At 64.3% G+C, this 17032-nt stretch carries 15 protein-coding genes; 10 read left to right on the top strand and 5 right to left on the bottom strand.

Annotated features, from left to right (window positions below):
- The first annotated feature begins 377 nt into the window (after positions 1-377).
- The 7 genes from PVZ78_RS10095 to PVZ78_RS10065 all read left to right on the top strand — a co-directional run bounded on the left by PVZ78_RS10095 (position 378) and on the right by PVZ78_RS10065 (position 6619).
- Positions 378-959 (top strand): alpha/beta hydrolase, encoded by a 582-nt coding sequence (locus PVZ78_RS10095; protein WP_009046421.1) that lies wholly within the window; start codon positions 378-380, stop codon positions 957-959.
- Between the two features lie 56 nt (positions 960-1015).
- On the top strand, positions 1016-1948 hold the full coding sequence (locus tag PVZ78_RS10090; protein WP_016702536.1) for a sigma 54-interacting transcriptional regulator: 933 nt from the start codon (positions 1016-1018) through the stop codon (positions 1946-1948).
- 363 nt (positions 1949-2311) lie between these two features.
- Positions 2312-3094, top strand: coding sequence for a MetQ/NlpA family ABC transporter substrate-binding protein (locus PVZ78_RS10085; protein WP_009046423.1), 783 nt, complete (start codon positions 2312-2314; stop codon positions 3092-3094).
- A gap of 562 nt (positions 3095-3656) precedes the next feature.
- Positions 3657-4322, top strand: a complete 666-nt coding sequence (locus PVZ78_RS10080; RefSeq protein ID WP_009046424.1) for an amino acid ABC transporter permease — start codon at positions 3657-3659, stop codon at positions 4320-4322.
- Positions 4303-4962 (top strand): amino acid ABC transporter permease, encoded by a 660-nt coding sequence (locus tag PVZ78_RS10075; RefSeq protein ID WP_038630355.1) that lies wholly within the window; start codon positions 4303-4305, stop codon positions 4960-4962. The genes PVZ78_RS10080 and PVZ78_RS10075 overlap by 20 nt, the downstream gene beginning before the upstream one ends.
- Positions 4959-5741 carry an amino acid ABC transporter ATP-binding protein gene (locus PVZ78_RS10070; protein WP_273828631.1) on the top strand — a complete coding sequence of 261 codons (783 nt, stop codon included), beginning with the start codon at positions 4959-4961 and terminating at the stop codon, positions 5739-5741. Before PVZ78_RS10075 ends, PVZ78_RS10070 begins: the two co-directional genes overlap by 4 nt.
- Entirely contained in the window at positions 5738-6619 is an 882-nt protein-coding gene (locus tag PVZ78_RS10065; protein WP_028683863.1) for a transporter substrate-binding domain-containing protein, read from the top strand. Before PVZ78_RS10070 ends, PVZ78_RS10065 begins: the two co-directional genes overlap by 4 nt.
- A gap of 121 nt (positions 6620-6740) precedes the next feature.
- On the opposite strand, the gene PVZ78_RS10060 is transcribed toward PVZ78_RS10065, so the two are convergent.
- Positions 6741-7937 (bottom strand): AAA family ATPase, encoded by a 1197-nt coding sequence (locus PVZ78_RS10060; protein WP_028683862.1) that lies wholly within the window; start codon positions 7935-7937, stop codon positions 6741-6743.
- A 238-nt stretch (positions 7938-8175) separates the two neighbouring features.
- Between PVZ78_RS10060 and PVZ78_RS10055 the strand changes: the two genes are divergently transcribed.
- From PVZ78_RS10055 to PVZ78_RS10045, 3 genes are read left to right on the top strand one after another with little or no spacing between them, the layout of a single operon-like run.
- Entirely contained in the window at positions 8176-9270 is a 1095-nt protein-coding gene (locus tag PVZ78_RS10055) for an efflux RND transporter periplasmic adaptor subunit (protein ID WP_273828630.1), read from the top strand.
- Entirely contained in the window at positions 9267-10337 is a 1071-nt protein-coding gene (locus PVZ78_RS10050; RefSeq protein WP_053268008.1) for an efflux RND transporter periplasmic adaptor subunit, read from the top strand. The genes PVZ78_RS10055 and PVZ78_RS10050 overlap by 4 nt, the downstream gene beginning before the upstream one ends.
- Positions 10334-13399 (top strand): efflux RND transporter permease subunit, encoded by a 3066-nt coding sequence (locus PVZ78_RS10045; RefSeq protein WP_110175942.1) that lies wholly within the window; start codon positions 10334-10336, stop codon positions 13397-13399. Before PVZ78_RS10050 ends, PVZ78_RS10045 begins: the two co-directional genes overlap by 4 nt.
- Positions 13400-13526: 127 nt before the next feature.
- Here the strand turns inward: PVZ78_RS10045 and PVZ78_RS10040 are convergent, their stop codons facing one another.
- The 4 genes from PVZ78_RS10040 to PVZ78_RS10025 form a co-directional block, all read right to left on the bottom strand.
- Positions 13527-14153 (bottom strand): class I SAM-dependent methyltransferase, encoded by a 627-nt coding sequence (locus PVZ78_RS10040; RefSeq protein WP_009046432.1) that lies wholly within the window; start codon positions 14151-14153, stop codon positions 13527-13529.
- A 195-nt stretch (positions 14154-14348) separates the two neighbouring features.
- Complete coding sequence (locus PVZ78_RS10035; RefSeq protein ID WP_038630358.1) at positions 14349-14993, bottom strand: methionine ABC transporter permease; 645 nt, start codon at positions 14991-14993, stop codon at positions 14349-14351.
- Entirely contained in the window at positions 14983-16131 is a 1149-nt protein-coding gene (locus PVZ78_RS10030; protein ID WP_273828629.1) for a methionine ABC transporter ATP-binding protein, read from the bottom strand. The genes PVZ78_RS10035 and PVZ78_RS10030 overlap by 11 nt, the downstream gene beginning before the upstream one ends.
- Before the next feature lies 1 nt (position 16132).
- Positions 16133-16942, bottom strand: coding sequence for a MetQ/NlpA family ABC transporter substrate-binding protein (locus PVZ78_RS10025; RefSeq protein WP_038630360.1), 810 nt, complete (start codon positions 16940-16942; stop codon positions 16133-16135).
- Positions 16943-17032: the final 90 nt, after the last annotated feature.

The following is a 17032-nucleotide window of genomic DNA, read 5'->3' as shown; positions in this document are numbered from 1 at the left end:
AATGGCGTACGGTTACCGGGATAGCGAATTCTTTTTCATGAAGATCAAGAGCGTCTTTCCCGGTAATCCGTGAAGAACCTTTTTTTTGCCTGCGATTTGGCCAGGCAAGGTTGCCTGGACGGACGCCATCGCGAGCAAGCTGCGCTCCTACAGGTTCGTGGCGCCCGCCGGCTTTTGTAGGAGCAGCCGGTCGACGCTCGATTGCCCGCGATGCAGGCCCCGCGGTCTGCCTGCCAGGCGCCTAGGGCTCGTACAGCCTGGGTACAGGTGACTCTTGATATTCTTTATAGGTCTTAATAAATAGCTTCTTATTCCTTAACGAATATAACTCTCGTCCCTATACTCGATCGGGAACAGACACGCAGGAGAGCTCCCCCATGCGCAACGAATCAATTCGCTACCTGATTGTGCCGGGCTGGCAAGGATCGCCAGAAGATCATTGGCAAAGCCACTGGCAGAACAGCCTGCCAAACAGTGCGCGGGTGGAGCAGGCCGACTGGCTGACGCCCCGGCGCGAAGACTGGGTCGCGGCGCTGGCCGAGGCGATTGCCGCCGACAGCACGCCGGTGATCCTGATTGCCCACAGCCTGGGCTGCATCACCGTCGCGCACTGGGCCGCCCATGCGCCGGTCAGTGCCTTGCGCCAGGTGCGGGGGGCGTTGCTGGTGGCGCCGGCGGATGTCGAGCGTCCGGCCTGCGCGCCGGCGCTGCGCAATTTCGCGCCGATCCCCAGCGACCTGTTGCCGTTCCCGAGCCAGATTGTCAGCTCCGACAACGACAGTGCAATCAGCGCGCCGCGTGCCCTGGAACTGGCCCGCCACTGGGGCGCCGAGGCGGGGATCCTGTCCGGTGCCGGGCATATCAACGTCAAGTCCGGGCACCAGCGCTGGGAGCAGGGTTTCGCGTATCTCTACCGCCTGCAAAACCGCATGGAACAGCATTCCCTGCGCCGCGCCTGATTTTTTCTTTTTGTTAAACGCCCCCGCCTGCCAGCGGATTTGGGCGGGAGTCTGCCATGAGTCTGCATGAGTCTTTCGGTCAGCCACTGCTGACCTTTCCCGATGCTGAAAAAAGTCCGTTGAGCATCCGCGCCAAGGCGCTGGTGTTCGTCGATCCCCGCTCGCGGCAGTTGCGCCAAGAGCTGGAACAGCTGGCGCCGCGGGCGATCTCGGTGTTGATCCGCGGTGAAACCGGCAGCGGCAAGGAACTGCTGGCCCGGCATATCCACCGCGCCAGCGACCGCAGCGGCCTGTTCGTCTCGGTCAACTGCGGGGCCATCAGCCCGACCTACGCCGACGCCGAACTGTTCGGTTATGCCGGCGGCGCCTTCAGCGGTTCGGCCAGCAGCCGCGCCGGCTGGTTCGGCTCGGCCAACGGCGGCACCCTGTACCTGGACGAGATCGGCGACTTGCCGTTGCCGATCCAGATCAAGCTGCTCTCGGCCCTGGAAAATCATGAGGTGACCCGGGTCGGCGCCCATCAGCCGAGCCCGGTGGATGTGCGCCTGGTGGCGGCCACCAGTATCGACCTGGCCCAGGCGGTGGCGGCGGGCAAGTTCCATGAGCGGCTGTATCACTACCTGGGCGAGGGCCACCTGGAGCTGCCGGCGCTGCGCGAGCGGGTCGGCGACATCTTGTCGTTGGCCGAGTATTTCCTCGGCATCTACAGCCAGCGCCTGGACCTGCCGGTGCCGCTGATCAGTGAAGCCGCCCAGCAGGTGCTGGAGCAGCACAGCTGGCCGGGCAACACTCGCGAGCTGGAGAACGTCATTCACTTTGCCCTGCTGGTCAGCAGTGGCGAGGAGATCCTGCCGGAGCACCTGAACCTGCCGCCGCAGCTGTCGCGGCTGGAGTTGGTGGACCAGCAATTGAAGGGCCTGATCGCGGACGGTTCCGCCGCCGAGTTGCAGGCGCTGAAACACCTGCTCAAGCAACACGGCGTGATCTGAAGTCTCCTCCCATTCCTGACCCGTGCAGCGGGCTGCTTTCTGTAGCCGCTGCCGCAGGCTGCGATCGGCTGCGTAGCGGCCGCCCATACGACTCGACAATCCCTTTGAAAACGGCTTGAAAACCTGGCGAGCGCCGCGCGCTCGATCGCAGCCTGCGGCAGCGGCTACAGGGGCTTGTGGAGTGCCCCGGGCGCGAGCTAGAGCGGCTCGATACTGTATGAACAAAATGGAATATCAACGTGAATAAAAGATATTGTTAAGGCATAAAAAATCCCGGTATTGTCCGCTCCACGCCAGAGATAGCACTTCGCTGGCACCCTCATTACAAAAGCCGTCGTCACTGACGACTCATAAGGACACTGCATGAAAAAGGTTCTGTTGTTCACCGCACTGGCGGCTGCCCTGACTGCCGGTCTGGCCCAGGCTGGCGAGAAACTGGTAGTGGCGGCCACCCCTGTGCCGCACGCCGAGATCCTCGAGCTGATCAAGCCGACCCTGGCCAAGGAAGGTGTGGACCTGGAAATCAAAATCTTCACCGATTATGTGCAGCCGAACGTGCAGGTCGATCAGAAGCGTCTGGACGCCAACTACTTCCAGACCCTGCCGTACCTGAAGAGCTTCAACGAAGGCAAAGGCACTAACCTGGTGACCGTGATCGGCGTGCACGTCGAACCTTTCGGCGGCTACTCGAAGAAAGTCAAAACCCTGGCCGAGCTGAAAGACGGCGCGACCATCGCCATTCCGAACGAAGGCAGCAACAGCGGCCGCGCCCTGATCCTGCTGCAGAAGGCCGGCCTGATCGAACTCAAGGACCCGAAGAACGCCCTGGCGACCCCGAAAGACATCGCCAAGAACCCGCACAACTTCAAGTTCAAGGAACTGGAATCGGCCCTGCTGCCGCGCGTGCTGGACCAGGTCGACCTGGACATGATCAACACCAACTACGCCCTGGAAGCCGGCCTGAACCCGGCCAAGGATGCGCTGGTGATCGAGGGTGCCGATTCGCCGTACGTGAACTTCCTGGTGTCCCGCCCGGACAACAAGGACAGCGCCGCCATCCAGAAACTGGCCAAGGCCCTGACCAGCCCGCAAGTGAAGGAATTCATCGAGAAGAAATACAGCGGCGCAGTACTGCCGGCGTTCTGATGAACTACGCTTAAGTCGTACAAACCCCTTCAAGGTTTAAACGCCGATGGCTTCTACAGCGTCGGCGTTTTTTATTGCCCGCAAGAGCGACTTCACCGTGCTTCTGTAGGAGCGAAGCTTGCTCGCGATCCAGGCGCTGCGGTGTATCAGTAAGGACGCAATCGCGGGCAATCAACGATGAAGGGATTTTGCTCAGGAAGGCTTCATGGCCCGGCACAGGGCCTTCAGCCATTTGACGATGTCCTGCGGATCGAGGGGTTGCGGGGTATCGAGGTCGGTCATTGTTCTTATCGTCCTTGTGTGTCTGGCCCGTTGAGGTCGGGTGCCGGTTGTCCGTTCCATGGAGGAGGATCAGAAAGATCCCTGACGGCGTCAGAAAAGTAGCCGGCCCAGACGCGCATGGCAAACCCCGCAGGTTAGTTTTTTGGGTGATATCAATATGCTTTAACGGTATTTAAATTATTGTTTTTATAGCTTTAAAGTCGACGCCTGCCGGGTGGTTTACCCACCGCCCAATGGACTGCACCACCGCCGCTGTACCCCAGTGGCGTCCAGGATTGCCATGACCCTCGACTACGCCTTTATCCTCAGTACGCTGCCGGCCTTCCTCAAGGCCGTGGGCGTGACCTTGCAGGTCGGCCTGATCGCCATCGCCACCTCCCTGCTGGTGGCCCTGATCAACGCCACAATCCTGGTGTTCCGCACCCCCTACCTGCAGCGCCTGATCGGGCTGTACGTGGAACTGGCGCGCAACACCCCGCTGCTGATCCAGCTGTTCTTCGTCTACTTCGCCCTGCCGGCGCTGGGGCTGAAGATTTCCGGGTTCGCCGCGGCGATCATCACCATGACCTTTCTTGGCGGCGCCTACCTCACCGAGGTGCTGCGCGCCGGCGTCGAAGCGGTGCCGACGGCCCAGCTGGAGTCGGGCCGCTCCATCGGCCTGTCGCACTGGCAGCTGTTGCGCCATGTGATCCTGCCGCAAGCCGGGATCCTCAGCCTGCCGTCGCTGTTCGCCAACTTCATCTTCCTGCTCAAGGAGACCACTGTGGTCTCGGCGGTGGCGGTGCCGGAGATTCTCTACACCACCAAGAGCTACATCGCCCTCTACTACAAGACCTACGAAATGCTCGCCGTGCTCACGCTGATCTGCGTGCTGCTGTTCTTGCCGCTGTCGCTGTTGCTCAGCCGTCTGGAAAGGAGGTTGCAGCATGGCCAGTTCGGGTCTTGAACTGCTCTGGGTGTCCTTGCCGCAGCTGGGCAAGGGCGCCGCGCAGACCCTGTCGATCTCCCTGCTGAGCATCGCCTTCAGCACCGTTGGCGGCGTGCTCTACGGCGTGCTGCGGACCCTCGACCACAAATGGTTGAACGCCGTGCTGCGCCTCTACCTGGAGTTGTTCCGGGCGATCCCGGTGCTGGTCTGGTTGTACCTGCTGTTTTTCGGTTTCCCGATCTTCTTCGGCATCAGCATCCCCAGCTTCACCTGCGCGGTGCTGGTGCTGTCGCTGTGGGGCGCCAGCGAAGTCGGCGAGGTGGTGCGTGGCGCCCTGCATTCGCTGCCCCGTGGCCAGCGCGAGGCGGGGCTGTCGATCGGCCTGTCCGACCCGCAGCTGTACGGCTACGTGCTGCTGCCCCAGGCGCTGAAACGCATGACGCCGCCGACCATCAACGTCTATACGCGGATCATCAAGACCAGCTCGCTGGCGGTGCTGATCGGCGTGGTGGACGTGATCAAGGTCGGCCAGCAGATCATCGAGCGCACCTACGAGTCGGTGCTGATCTACGGCGCCCTGTTCCTGTTTTTCTTCTTTATCTGCTACCCGCTGTCGGCCGCCTCGCGTGTGCTGGAGCGGCGCTGGACGCAAGCATGAGCGCACTGATCGAGTTCCAGGGTTTCAACAAGTTTTTCGGCGAGCAGCAGGTGCTCAAGGACATCGACCTCAAGGTCGCCCAGGGCGAAGTGGTGGTGATTCTCGGCCCCAGCGGCTGCGGCAAGTCCACCTTGCTGCGCTGCCTCAACGGCCTGGAAAAAGCCCACAGCGGCCACCTGAGATTCGCCGGCCGCGAGCTGCTGGACCAGGCCACCGACTGGCGTCAGGTGCGCCAGGACATCGGCATGGTGTTCCAGAGTTACCACCTGTTCCCGCACATGAGCGTGCTCGACAACATCCTGCTCGGCCCGCTCAAGGTGCAGAAGCGCGACCGTCGCGAAGCCCGCGCCCAGGCCGAGGCGCTGCTGGAGCGGGTGGGCCTTTCGGACAAGCGCGATGCCTTTCCGCGCCAGCTCTCCGGCGGCCAGCAGCAACGCATCGCCATCGTCCGTTCGTTGTGCATGAACCCGCAGGTGATGCTGTTCGACGAGGTCACCGCGGCGCTGGACCCGGAGATGGTCAAGGAAGTGCTGCAAGTGATCCAGGGCCTGGCCCGGGACGGCATGACCCTGCTGATTGTTACCCATGAAATGGCCTTCGCCCGCGCAGTGGCCGACCGCATCGTGTTCATGGATGCCGGGCGCATCCTCGAACAGCACCCTCCCGAGACCTTCTTTACGAACCCGCGGACCGCACGAGCGCAGCAGTTCCTGGAGAAATTCTCCTTCGTTGAAGCATTGCCAAAAAAAGCACCTACAAAGGAACTGGAGCTCTTATGAAAACTGCCAAGTCTTCGCTACTGCTACTTCCGCTGTTCGGTCTCGCGCTGCTGGCCGGCTGCGATAAAACCACCGAGGCGCCCAAGCCTGCAGCCAGCGCCAGCGCTGCCCCGGCGACCGGTTACCTGGACAAGATCAAGGCCCGCGACAAGCTGATCGTCGGCGTATTCACCGACAAGCCGCCGTTCGGTTTCGTCGACGAGACCGGCCGTTACGTGGGCTTCGATACCGATATCGGCCGGCAATTCGCCAAGGACCTGCTGGGCGACGAGAACAAGGTGGAGTTCGTCGCGGTGGAGCCGGCCAGCCGCATTCCGTTCCTGCAGAGCGACAAGGTCGACCTGATCCTGGCCAACATGACCGTCACCCCGGAGCGCAAGGAAGCGGTGGAGTTCACCAACCCCAACCTCAAGGTCGCGGTGCAGGCCCTGGTGCCTGACGGCAGCGAAGTGAAGAACCTGGATGACCTGGCGAGCCGCACCACCATCGTCACCACCGGCACCACCGCCGATATCTGGCTGACCAAGAACCACCCGGACTGGAAACTGCTGAAGTTCGAGAAGAACTCCGAGTCCCTGCAAGCCCTGGCCAACGGCCGCGGCGATGCCTATGCCCAGGACAACCTGATCCTGTTCAGCTGGTCCAAGCAGAACCCGGGCTACCGCGTACTGCCGCAGACCCTGGGGGAGCAGGCGCCGATCGCGCCGGCGGTGAAGAAGGGCAATATCGAGTTGCGTGACTGGGTCAACGCCGAGCTGGCCAAGCTGGGCGAGGACAAGTACCTGCTCAAGCTCTACGACCAGTACGTGCGCAAGGAACTGAGCGACGACACCCAGCCGGAAAGCGTGATTGTCGAAGGGGGCAAGTGGCAGGGGTGATTCGGTCTGAACGATCGAGGTGTTCTTAAGTACGCCATCGCGGGCAAGCTCCGCTCCTACAGAAGCATGTGCAATCTTCTTCTGTAGGAGCGAGGCTTGCCCGCGATGCTTTTGAGGCCGCTCAGTCCGGCCAATACCACGCCGGTTCATCGAGCATGCCCTGGCCGACGATTTCGGTCTGGCCGAAATTCTTCTCCAGCACGATGGCGTTGCATTGCGGGTCCTGCTGCAACGCCGCGATCAGCCGGCTGGCATGGGACACCACCCACACCTGGCACTGCTGCGAAGCCCGGATGATCAGGCGCGCCAAGGCCGGCAGCAGGTCCGGGTGCAGGCTGGTTTCCGGTTCGTTGAGCACCATCAGGGTCGGTGGCCGTGGCGTCAGCAGGGCGGCGACCAGCAGCAGGTAACGCAGGGTACCGTCCGACAGCTCCGCCGCCGACAGCGGCCGCAGCAAACCGTCCTGATGAAACTGCACGCCGAACAGCCCGCCCGGCACCGCATCGATCTCCAGCCGCGACCCGGGAAAGGCATCGCTGATGGTCTCGTGCAGCGCCTGCTGATCGCCGACCTCGATGATGGTCTGCAACGCCGCCGCCAGGTCACGGCCATCGTGGTGCAGCACTGGCGTGCGGGTGCCCAGTTGCGGCCGGCGCGCGGGGGCCTGGCTGTCGGTGCGAAAGTGATCGTAGAAACGCCAGCCACGGATCTGCTCGCGCAGATGCAGGACTTCGGGCGACGAACGCAGGTTACCGACCTGGTCGAACAGGCTGTCGCCGCTGGAGGTGTGCTGCGCCAGCACCTCCCATTGCCGCCCCTGGCGGGCCCGCACCATCGGCCCCTGGCGATCCACCAGCACACTGGCCGGGCGATACACCGGCCCGCTCCAGATGCTCTCGCGCTTGATCCGCGGGTCGAGGGTGAAGCGCGACGGAATCGGCGTGCTGTGCCCGGGCAGCATGAAATGACCGCTGGAGTCCGGCAGCCCCAGGCCGATCGAGTAACCGAAGTCCTCGCCGGCAAAGCCCAGTTGCAGGCGCTTGACGGTTTTCCGTGGTCCGCCCTGGATCGCCACCTCGCCACGGCTCATGCGCCGGCTGATCTGTTCCGGCCCGGCCCAGAAAGTCGACTCCAGGCCGCCTTCGCTGGCCAGAGCATTGACCACCCCGCCCTGGGCGGTTTCCGCCAGCAGGCGCAGGGCCTTGTACAGGTTGGACTTGCCGCTGCCGTTGGGGCCGGTGATCAGGTTCAGCCGCTCCAGCGGAATCACCAGTTTGTTGATCGAGCGGTAATTGGCCACTGCCAGGGTCTTGAGCATCCCGGGGCTCCTTGTGCATGAAGGCGCAGTGTGCCTGATCGGTGCCGATTTTGTAGCCGCCGCGACAGCTCCCCAGGGCTTCCTGCGTTCGCTGGAACAGCGCCCGCGTTGCGGCCGATCGCAGCCTGCGGCAGCGGCTACAGGGTTTGTGAGCACCGTGGCGTGCAGCGGTTGAACCCTGTTCTAAGCTCACAGTCGTATCGTCACCTGTACGATTGCATCGCGTGAAGGAGCCTGCATGGCTGGTCTCGAATCGAAGTGGATAGTGGGTTTGACGCTGGCGGCACTACTGAGCGGTTGTGGTGCGGAGAAACCGACCGAAAAGGAGCGGCCGCGGGTGCGCGTGCAGCAAGTGCAGACCCGTGATTTCGCCGCGCAAGTGACCCTGACCGGCGATGTGCAGGCGCGGGTGCAGACCGAGTTGTCATTCCGCGTCGGCGGCAAGATCGTCCAGCGCCTGGTGGATGTCGGCGACCGGGTCACGGCCAAACAGGTACTGGCCCGGCTCGACCCGAAAGACCTGCAGACCAATGTCGATTCCGCCGCCGCCTCGGTGTTCGCCGAGCAGGCACGGGTCAAGCAGACCAGCGCGGCCTTCGTCCGCCAGCAGAAGCTCCTGCCCAAGGGCTACACCAGCCAGAGCGAATACGATGCCGCCCAGGCGGCGCTGCGCAGCAGCCAGAGCGCCCTGAGCGCGGCCCAGGCGCAGTTGGCCAACGCCCGTGAGCAACTGAGCTATACCGCGCTGATCGCCGACGCGCCGGGGGTGATCACCGCGCGCCAGGCCGAGGTCGGCCAGGTGGTGCAGGCCACGGTGCCGATTTACAGCCTGGCCCGCGACGGCGAGCGCGACGCCGTGTTCAACGTCTACGAGGCGTTGCTGGTGGCCCCGCCGGAGGATGGCGTGATCAACGTCAGCCTGCTGGACAACCCGAATATCAAGACCACTGGCAGGGTGCGGGAAGTCACCCCGGTGGTGTCGGCGCAAAGCGGCACGGTGCAGGTCAAGGTGGCCCTCGACGGCTTGCCGGCGGGCATGGACCTGGGCTCGGTGGTCGGCGCCAGTGCCCATGTGCCCGGCAAGGCCAGTGTCGAGCTGCCCTGGGCGGCGCTGACCAAGAACCTCAACGAACCGGCCGTGTGGCTGGTGGGCGAGGACGGCAAGACCACCCTGCACACCGTCACGGTGGGGCGCTACCAGACCGGCAAGGTGATCATCAGCGACGGCCTCGAGGGCGGCGAAAAAGTGGTGATCGCCGGCGGCCAGTTGCTGCACCCGGGGATGCTCGTCGAGATCGTTCCCGAGACCGGTGCCCAAGGAGCCCAGCCATGAAGCGCCTGTCCCTGCTGTTGTGCGCCGGCCTGGTGCTGGGCGCCTGTTCCAAGGAAGAACCGGCGCCCGAGCCGGTGCGCCCGGTGCTGTCGTTCGAGGTGCGCGCCGAGTCCGAGGAAAGCCTCGGGCGGTTCGCCGGCAGCATCCAGGCTCGCTATGAAACCAACCTCGGCTTCCGGGTGCCGGGGCGCATCGCCAATCGCAATGTCGACGTCGGTGCCGAGGTGGGCAAGGGCGCCTTGCTCGCCACCCTCGACCCCACCGATCAGCAGAACCAGTTGCGTTCCGCCCAGGGCGACCTGGCCCGGGTCGAGGCGCAATGGATCAATGCCCAGGCCAATGCCCGGCGCCAGCAGCAATTGTTCGACCGCGGCGTCGGCGCCCAGGCGCAGCTGGATATCGCCCAGACCGACCTGAAGACCACCCGCGCCTCCCTGGATCAGGCCAGGGCCGCGGTCAGCCAGGCCCGCGACCAGCTCGCCTACAGCGAGCTGCGCACCGACCACGGCGGCGTGGTCACCGCCTGGATGGCCGAGGCCGGCCAGGTGGTCAGCGCCGGCCAGCAGGTGGTGACCCTGGCTCGCCCGGATATCAAGGAGGCGGTGATCGACCTGCCGGCGAGCCTGGTGGACCAGTTGCCGGCCGACGTGGTGTTCAAGGTCGCCTTGCAGCTGGACCCGAGCGTCAACACCACCGCTGTGGTGCGCGAGATCGAGCCCCAGGCGCAGAGCGCCACCCGAACCCGGCGTTCGCGCCTGACCCTGGCGCAAACCCCGCCCACCTTCCGCCTCGGCACGGCCATCAGCGTGACCCTCAGCTCCGCCATCGTTCCGCGCACCGAGGTGCCGTTGTCGGCCTTGCAGGAGGTGGACGGCCAGACCCGGGTCTGGATCGTCGACCCGCAGGCACGCACCGTGGCGCCGCGAGAGGTCACGGTGCTCAGCCGCGACCATGATTCGGCGTTGATCGGCAGCGGGATCAAGATCGGCGAGCGGGTGGTGAGCGCCGGTGTGAACAGCCTCAAACCGGGGCAGAAAGTCAAAATCGACGAGGACAGCCCACGATGACGCCGGCCACCAAAGGGAGCTTCAATTTATCCGAGTGGGCCATCAAGCATCAGTCGTTCGTCTGGTACCTGATGTTCGTCGCGCTGCTGATGGGCGTGTTCTCCTACATGAACCTGGGGCGCGAGGAGGACCCGTCCTTCACCATCAAGACCATGGTCATCCAGACCCGCTGGCCGGGCGCGACCCAGGAGGAAACCCTCAAGCAGGTCACCGACCGCATCGAGAAAAAACTCGAAGAACTGGACTCCCTCGACTACGTGAAAAGCTACACCCGCCCCGGCGAGTCGACGGTCTTCGTCAACCTGCGCGACACCACCAGCGGCAAGGACATTCCCGAGATCTGGTACCAGGTGCGCAAGAAGATCAACGACATTCGCGGCGACTTCCCCCAGGGCCTACAAGGGCCGGGGTTCAACGACGAGTTCGGCGATGTGTTTGGTTCGGTCTACGCCTTTACCGCCGACGGCCTGAGCATGCGCCAGCTGCGCGACTACGTGGAGCAGGTGCGCGCCGAGATCCGTGAAGTGCCGAACCTGGGCAAAGTGGAAATGGTCGGCGAGCAGGACGAAGTCATCTACCTGAACTTCTCCACGCGCAAGCTGGCGGCGCTGGGCATCGACCAGCGCCAGGTCCTGCAGAGCCTGCAAGCGCAGAATGCGGTGACTCCAGCCGGGGTGATCGAAGCCGGGCCGGAGCGGATTTCCGTGCGCACCTCGGGGCAGTTCGCTTCGGAGAAAGACCTGGCCACGGTCAACCTGCGGCTCAACGAGCGCTTCTATCGCCTGGCGGATATCGCCGAGATCAGCCGCGGCTACGTCGACCCTTCGACGCCGCAGTTTCGCTACAACGGCCAGCCGGCCATCGGCCTGGCGATCGCCATGAAGAAGGGCGGCAACATCCAGGACTTCGGCAAGGCCTTGCACGCCAAGATGAACCAGCTCACCGCCGAGCTGCCAGTGGGCGTAGGCGTACACACGGTGTCGGACCAGGCCGAGGTGGTGGAAAAAGCCGTCGGCGGCTTTACCAGCGCGCTGTTCGAGGCGGTGGTGATCGTGCTGGTGGTGAGTTTCGTCAGCCTGGGCGTGCGCGCCGGGCTGGTGGTGGCGTGCTCGATTCCGCTGGTGCTGGCGATGGTCTTCGTCTTCATGGAATACAGCGGCATCACCATGCAGCGGATTTCTCTCGGTGCATTGATCATCGCCCTGGGCCTGTTGGTGGACGACGCGATGATCACCGTGGAGATGATGGTCACGCGCCTGGAGATGGGCGAGACCAAGGAGCAGGCGGCGACCTTCGCCTACACCTCCACGGCCTTCCCGATGCTCACCGGGACCCTGGTGACGGTCGCCGGCTTCGTGCCCATCGGCCTCAACGCCAGCTCCGCCGGCGAGTACACCTTCACTCTGTTCGCGGTGATCGCCGTGGCCATGCTGGTGTCGTGGATAGTCGCCGTGCTGTTCGCCCCGGTGATCGGCGTGCATATCCTCAGCACCAACGTGAAGCCCCACTCCGAGGAGCCGGGGCGCATCGGCCGCGCCTTCAACGGCGGCCTGCTGTGGGCCATGCGCAACCGCTGGTGGGCCATCGGCATCACCGTCCTGGTGTTCGTGCTGTCGGTGGTCGGCATGCGCTTCGTGCAGAACCAGTTCTTCCCGTCCTCGGACCGGCCGGAGATTCTCGTCGACCTCAACCTGCCGCAGAACGCCTCGATCGCCGAGACCCGCCTGGCGGTGGATCGCCTGGAGGCGACCCTCAAGGACGACCCGGACATCCTGCGCTGGAGCACCTATATCGGCGAAGGTGCGATCCGTTTCTACCTGCCGCTGGACCAGCAACTGCAGAACCCCTACTACGCGCAGTTGGTGATTGTCAGCAAGGGCCTGGAGTCGCGCACGGCGTTGACCGAACGCCTGAAAAAACGCCTGCGCGACGACTTCGTCGGCATCGGCAGCTACGTCCAGGCCCTGGAAATGGGCCCGCCGGTGGGGCGACCGATCCAGTACCGGGTCAGCGGCAAGGACATCGACCAGGTGCGCAAGCACGCCATCGAGCTGGCCACCGAACTGGACAAGAACTCGCACATCGGCGAGATCATCTACGACTGGAACGAGCCGGGCAAAGTGCTGCGCATCGACATCGCCCAGGACAAGGCCCGCCAGCTGGGGTTGTCTTCGGAGGACGTGGCGCAGCTGATGAACAGCATCGTCAGCGGCTCCACCGTGACCCAGGTGCATGACGACATCTACCTGATCAACGTGGTCGGCCGGGCCGACGACAGCGAGCGCGGCTCCCCGGAAACCCTGCAGAACCTGCAGATCGTCAACCCCAACGGCACCTCGATTCCGCTGCTGGCCTTCGCCACCGTGCGTTACGAACTGGAGCAGCCGCTGGTCTGGCGGCGCGACCGCAAGCCGACCATCACCATCAAGGCCTCGGTGCGTGACGAAATCCAGCCGACCGACCTGGTCAGGCTGCTCAAGCCGGATATCGACAAGTTCGCCGCCAGCCTGCCGGCCGGTTACTCGGTGGCCACCGGCGGTACGGTGGAGGAAAGCGGCAAGGCCCAGGGGCCGATCGCCAAGGTGGTGCCGTTGATGCTGTTCCTCATGGCGACCTTCCTGATGATCCAGCTGCACAGCGTGCAGAAGCTGTTCCTGGTGGCCAGCGTCGCGCCCCTGGGGCTGATCGGCGTGGTCCTGGCGCTGGTGCCGACGGGCACGCCCATGGGCTTTGTGGCGATCCTCGGGATTCTCGCGCTGATCGGCATCATCATCCGCAACTCGGTGATCCTGGTGACCCAGATCGACGAGTTCGAGCGCGCCGGTCATTCATCCTGGGATGCGGTGGTGCAGGCCACCGAGCACCGTCGCCGGCCGATCCTGCTGACCGCCGCGGCAGCCAGCCTGGGCATGATTCCCATCGCCCGGGAAGTGTTCTGGGGGCCGATGGCCTACGCCATGATCGGCGGCATCATCGTCGCCACCCTGCTGACACTGCTGTTCCTGCCGGCGCTGTATGTGGCCTGGTACAAGATCAAGGAGCCGAAGAACACCACGGCCTGAGATCGTGCTCCGTCCGACAGAACGCCATCGCGAGCAAGCTCGCTCCTACAAGAGGCGGCGCAACGCCGATCATAAAAAACTGTAGGAGCGAGCTTGCTCGCGAAAAAGGCCGATCAACGACGCAAGCTCAAACCTTGCGCCAAACACTCGCCAGCCACGGCTGCTGCTCGCGCGGCAGCCCGGCGGGCCGGTAGTAATGCTCCAGCTCGACAAACCCCGCCGCTGTCAGCAAGTGCTGCCACGCCGCCAGGTCGTGGTAGGCGCCATAACGCGCGCCGTTCCAGCCTTCCTGGTTGTCGCCGCGCGGGTTGGAGCTGAACAGCACGCCGCCGGGTTTCAGCGTGGCGTGCAGCTGGCGCAGCACCCGTGGCAGTTCCTGCGAGGGAATGTGGAACAGCACGGCGTTGGCGAAGATGCCGTCGAAGCGTTCGGCGGGCAGGTCGAGCTTGAGGAAGTCCTGCTGCCAGACCTCGCAGCCGCTGTCGTCGCGGGCCATCTGGGCAAAGCGCTCGGAGCCGTCGAGGCCGATGGCGATATGACCGAGGCGGGTGAAGGTCTGCAGGTCGCGCCCGGGGCCGCAGCCGAAGTCCAGCAGGGTGAAGGGCGCCGTGCCCTGGATATGCCGCAGCAGGGCGTCGATGTTCTGGCTGACATCGTGGTCGCGGGTGCCTTCGCGGAAGTCTTCGGCCACCTGGTTGTAGTGACCCAGGGTGGTGGAGGTGATCTGGTCGAGGTCGGTGGGGGCGAGTTTCATGGCGGGCTGCGCAGAGAAAGGGGGAGTGGTCCGAATATACCCCATGTCTGGCGCACTGGTTCCCTGTAGCCGCTGCCGAAGGCTGCGATCGGCTGCGAAGCGGCCGTGCTCTTGAGAGCGCCGAAGGTCCTTCGGACCTTATCGCAGCCTGCGGCAGCGGCTACAGGTTATTCGTCACCACGAAGGTGGCGTTTCTCAACGCTTGTTGAGCGCCCGCGCCAGGCGGTCGCCGCCGAGCTGGATCGCCGCGACGAGGATCACCAGCAGCACGATCACCGTGAGCATGATCTGGCTGTCGAAACGCTGGTAGCCATAGCGATAGGCAATGTCCCCCAGGCCGCCGGCGCCGATGGCCCCGGCCATGGCCGAGGAGTTGATCATGGTCACCAGGGTGATGGTGAAACCGCCGACGATGCCCGGCAGCGCCTCCGGCAACAGCACATGCCAGACGATGTGCCAGCGTCGGCAGCCCATGGCCTGGGCGGCTTCGATCAGGCCGTGGTCGACCTCGCGCAGGCTGACCTCGGCGATTCGTGCGAAGAACGGCGTGGCGGCGATGGTCAGTGGCACCACCGCTGCCCAGACACCGTAGGTGGTGCCGACGATCAGCCGGGTGAAGGGGATCAGCGCCACCATCAGGATCAGGAACGGGATCGAGCGGAACAGGTTGACGAAGGCTCCCAGCATGCTGTTCAGCCTGGGCGCTTCGTAGATCCCGCCCTTGCCGCTGGTGACCAGGATCACCGCCAGCGGAATCCCCGCCAGCAAGGCGATCAGCGACGACACGCCGACCATCAGGAAGGTATCGATAACGCCCTGGAGCAAGCGATCAAACCACATAACCCAGCACCTCTACCTGTTGTGTCCATTGCTTGTGCAAAAAGTGCTGCGCGCGCAGGCGTTGTTCCTCGGCGCCCAGGGACGAGCCGCTGACCGCCAGCAGCAATTGCCCCAGGGCATGCCCCTGGATCCGTTCCACGCCGCCGTGCAGCAGGCGCACGCGGCCGCCCAGGGTGCTGAACAGCGCGGCCAGGTCCGGCTCGTCGCTGGTCCTGCCGGTGAACCGCACGCGCAATACCACCGCCGCGTCCGAAGACTTCGGCTGGGCTTGCAGGCGGTTTTGCAGCTCTTCCGGCAAGCCGTGCTGCAAGGGCGCCAGCAGGGTTTTGCTGACCTCGTGCTGCGGGTTGCCGAACACTTCCCAGACCGGCCCCTGCTCGACGATATGCCCGTGCTCGAGCACCACCACGCGGTCGCAGATATCGCGGATCACCGCCATCTCGTGGGTGATCAGGATGATGGTCAGGCCCAGGCGCTGGTTGATCTGTTTGAGCAGGCCGAGGATCGACTGGGTGGTCTCCGGGTCCAGCGCCGAGGTGGCCTCGTCGCACAGCAGGATCGCCGGGTCGTGGACCAGCGCCCGGGCGATGCCCACCCGCTGTTTCTGCCCGCCCGAGAGTTGCGCCGGGTAGGCCTTGTGCTTGTCCTTCAGGCCCACCAGTTCCAGCAGTTCGCGCACCTTGCGCTCGCGCTGTTCCTTGGGCACGCCGGCCACCTTCAGCGGCAGCTCGACGTTCTGCCATACGGTCTTGGCCGACATCAGGTTGAAGTGCTGGAAGATCATGCCGATGCGCCGGCGCAGCTCCACCAGGCGGTCCTCGTCGAAGTCGCCGATGTCCACCTGATCGATCAGCACCCGGCCGCCCGACGGCTGTTCCAGGCGATTGATGGTGCGGATCAGCGACGACTTGCCGGCGCCGCTGCGGCCGATGATGCCGAACACTTCGCCGCGCTGGATCGCCAGGTCGATACCGTGCAGGGCCTGCACCGGGCCTTGCTGGCCCTGGTAGGTCTTGGTCACGCCGATAAAGCGCACATGGGCGTGATTCAGCTCCGGATGCAACTCGGCCTGCTCTGCGTTGTGCGGCTGTTCGGGCGGCTGCCTGGAGGCCTTGTGCGGGAGATAGGCGACGCTCATCTCAACCTTCCCAGCCGGCTTGGTAGAGCTTGCCGTGGGCTTTATCCAGGGCGGCGCGCACAGCCGGCGAATGCTGGTAGATGTCGACGAACTTGATCAGCCGCGGGTCGGTCTTGCTCTTGGGCTGGATCACGAACTGGATCACGTATTCCTTGTGGTCGAGGCCGTCGAACAGCAGCGCCGAACCGGCGTCGAAGGTCTTGGCCAGGCGGATATAGGCCGGGTAGCCCTGCACCAGGTCGGCGTCGTCATAGGCGCGTACCAGTTGCACGGCCTCGACCTGGAGGATCTTCAGTTTCTTCGGGTTGGCGACTATGTCGTCCTCGGTGGCCTTGTAGCCGACGCCCGGCTTGAGGCTGATCAGGCCGGCCTTGGCCAGCAGCTGCAAGCCGCGACCGCTGTTGATCGGGTCGTTGGCGATGGCCACTGTGGCGCCTTCGGGCAGCTCGTCGAAGCTTTTGTATTTCTTCGAGTACAGGCCGACGTTGTTGATGATCCCCGGGGCGAACGGCACCAGGTCGAAACCGGCGGCGGCCTTGGCGTTTTCCAGGAACGGGATGTGCTGGAAGTAGTTCACGTCGATATCGCCGGCGGCCAGGCTGACGTTCGGCGCGATCCAGTCGCTGAACTCCACCAGTTCGACTTTCAGGCCCTGTTTGCCGGCCTCTTCGACGGCGGCCTCCAGGGGAATGGCGAAGGCGGCGGTGGTGCCGACTTTCAGCGGCGCGTCGGCGGCGAATACCGCGCTGCTGAGCAGTCCGAGGGCGAGGGCCAGTGCTTTGACTGGGTGGCTGAGGAGCTTGGTTTTCATGGTCTTGGTTCCAGTCAGTGCATTGAAGTTTGGGGGTGTTTGGGCCGGCCTCATCGCGGGCAAGCCTCGCTCCTACAGAAGAGGAATGCG

It is taken from the genome of Pseudomonas sp. SBT1-2 (genome assembly GCF_028640875.1).
GTDB classification, from domain to species: Bacteria; Pseudomonadota; Gammaproteobacteria; order Pseudomonadales; family Pseudomonadaceae; genus Aquipseudomonas; species Aquipseudomonas chlororaphis_I.
The sequence above is the reverse complement of the archived record's forward strand: the minus strand, read 5'-3'. Positions and strand labels throughout refer to the sequence as shown.

Coding starts and splice junctions, on each gene's coding strand:
- PVZ78_RS10095 (WP_009046421.1), top strand. CDS start 378: ATGCGCAACGAATCAATTCGCTACCTGATTGTGCCGGGCTGGCAAGGA.
- PVZ78_RS10090 (WP_016702536.1), top strand. CDS start 1,016: ATGAGTCTGCATGAGTCTTTCGGTCAGCCACTGCTGACCTTTCCCGAT.
- PVZ78_RS10085 (WP_009046423.1), top strand. CDS start 2,312: ATGAAAAAGGTTCTGTTGTTCACCGCACTGGCGGCTGCCCTGACTGCC.
- PVZ78_RS10080 (WP_009046424.1), top strand. CDS start 3,657: ATGACCCTCGACTACGCCTTTATCCTCAGTACGCTGCCGGCCTTCCTC.
- PVZ78_RS10075 (WP_038630355.1), top strand. CDS start 4,303: ATGGCCAGTTCGGGTCTTGAACTGCTCTGGGTGTCCTTGCCGCAGCTG.
- PVZ78_RS10070 (WP_273828631.1), top strand. CDS start 4,959: ATGAGCGCACTGATCGAGTTCCAGGGTTTCAACAAGTTTTTCGGCGAG.
- PVZ78_RS10065 (WP_028683863.1), top strand. CDS start 5,738: ATGAAAACTGCCAAGTCTTCGCTACTGCTACTTCCGCTGTTCGGTCTC.
- PVZ78_RS10060 (WP_028683862.1), bottom strand. CDS start 7,937: ATGCTCAAGACCCTGGCAGTGGCCAATTACCGCTCGATCAACAAACTG.
- PVZ78_RS10055 (WP_273828630.1), top strand. CDS start 8,176: ATGGCTGGTCTCGAATCGAAGTGGATAGTGGGTTTGACGCTGGCGGCA.
- PVZ78_RS10050 (WP_053268008.1), top strand. CDS start 9,267: ATGAAGCGCCTGTCCCTGCTGTTGTGCGCCGGCCTGGTGCTGGGCGCC.
- PVZ78_RS10045 (WP_110175942.1), top strand. CDS start 10,334: ATGACGCCGGCCACCAAAGGGAGCTTCAATTTATCCGAGTGGGCCATC.
- PVZ78_RS10040 (WP_009046432.1), bottom strand. CDS start 14,153: ATGAAACTCGCCCCCACCGACCTCGACCAGATCACCTCCACCACCCTG.
- PVZ78_RS10035 (WP_038630358.1), bottom strand. CDS start 14,993: ATGTGGTTTGATCGCTTGCTCCAGGGCGTTATCGATACCTTCCTGATG.
- PVZ78_RS10030 (WP_273828629.1), bottom strand. CDS start 16,131: ATGAGCGTCGCCTATCTCCCGCACAAGGCCTCCAGGCAGCCGCCCGAA.
- PVZ78_RS10025 (WP_038630360.1), bottom strand. CDS start 16,942: ATGAAAACCAAGCTCCTCAGCCACCCAGTCAAAGCACTGGCCCTCGCC.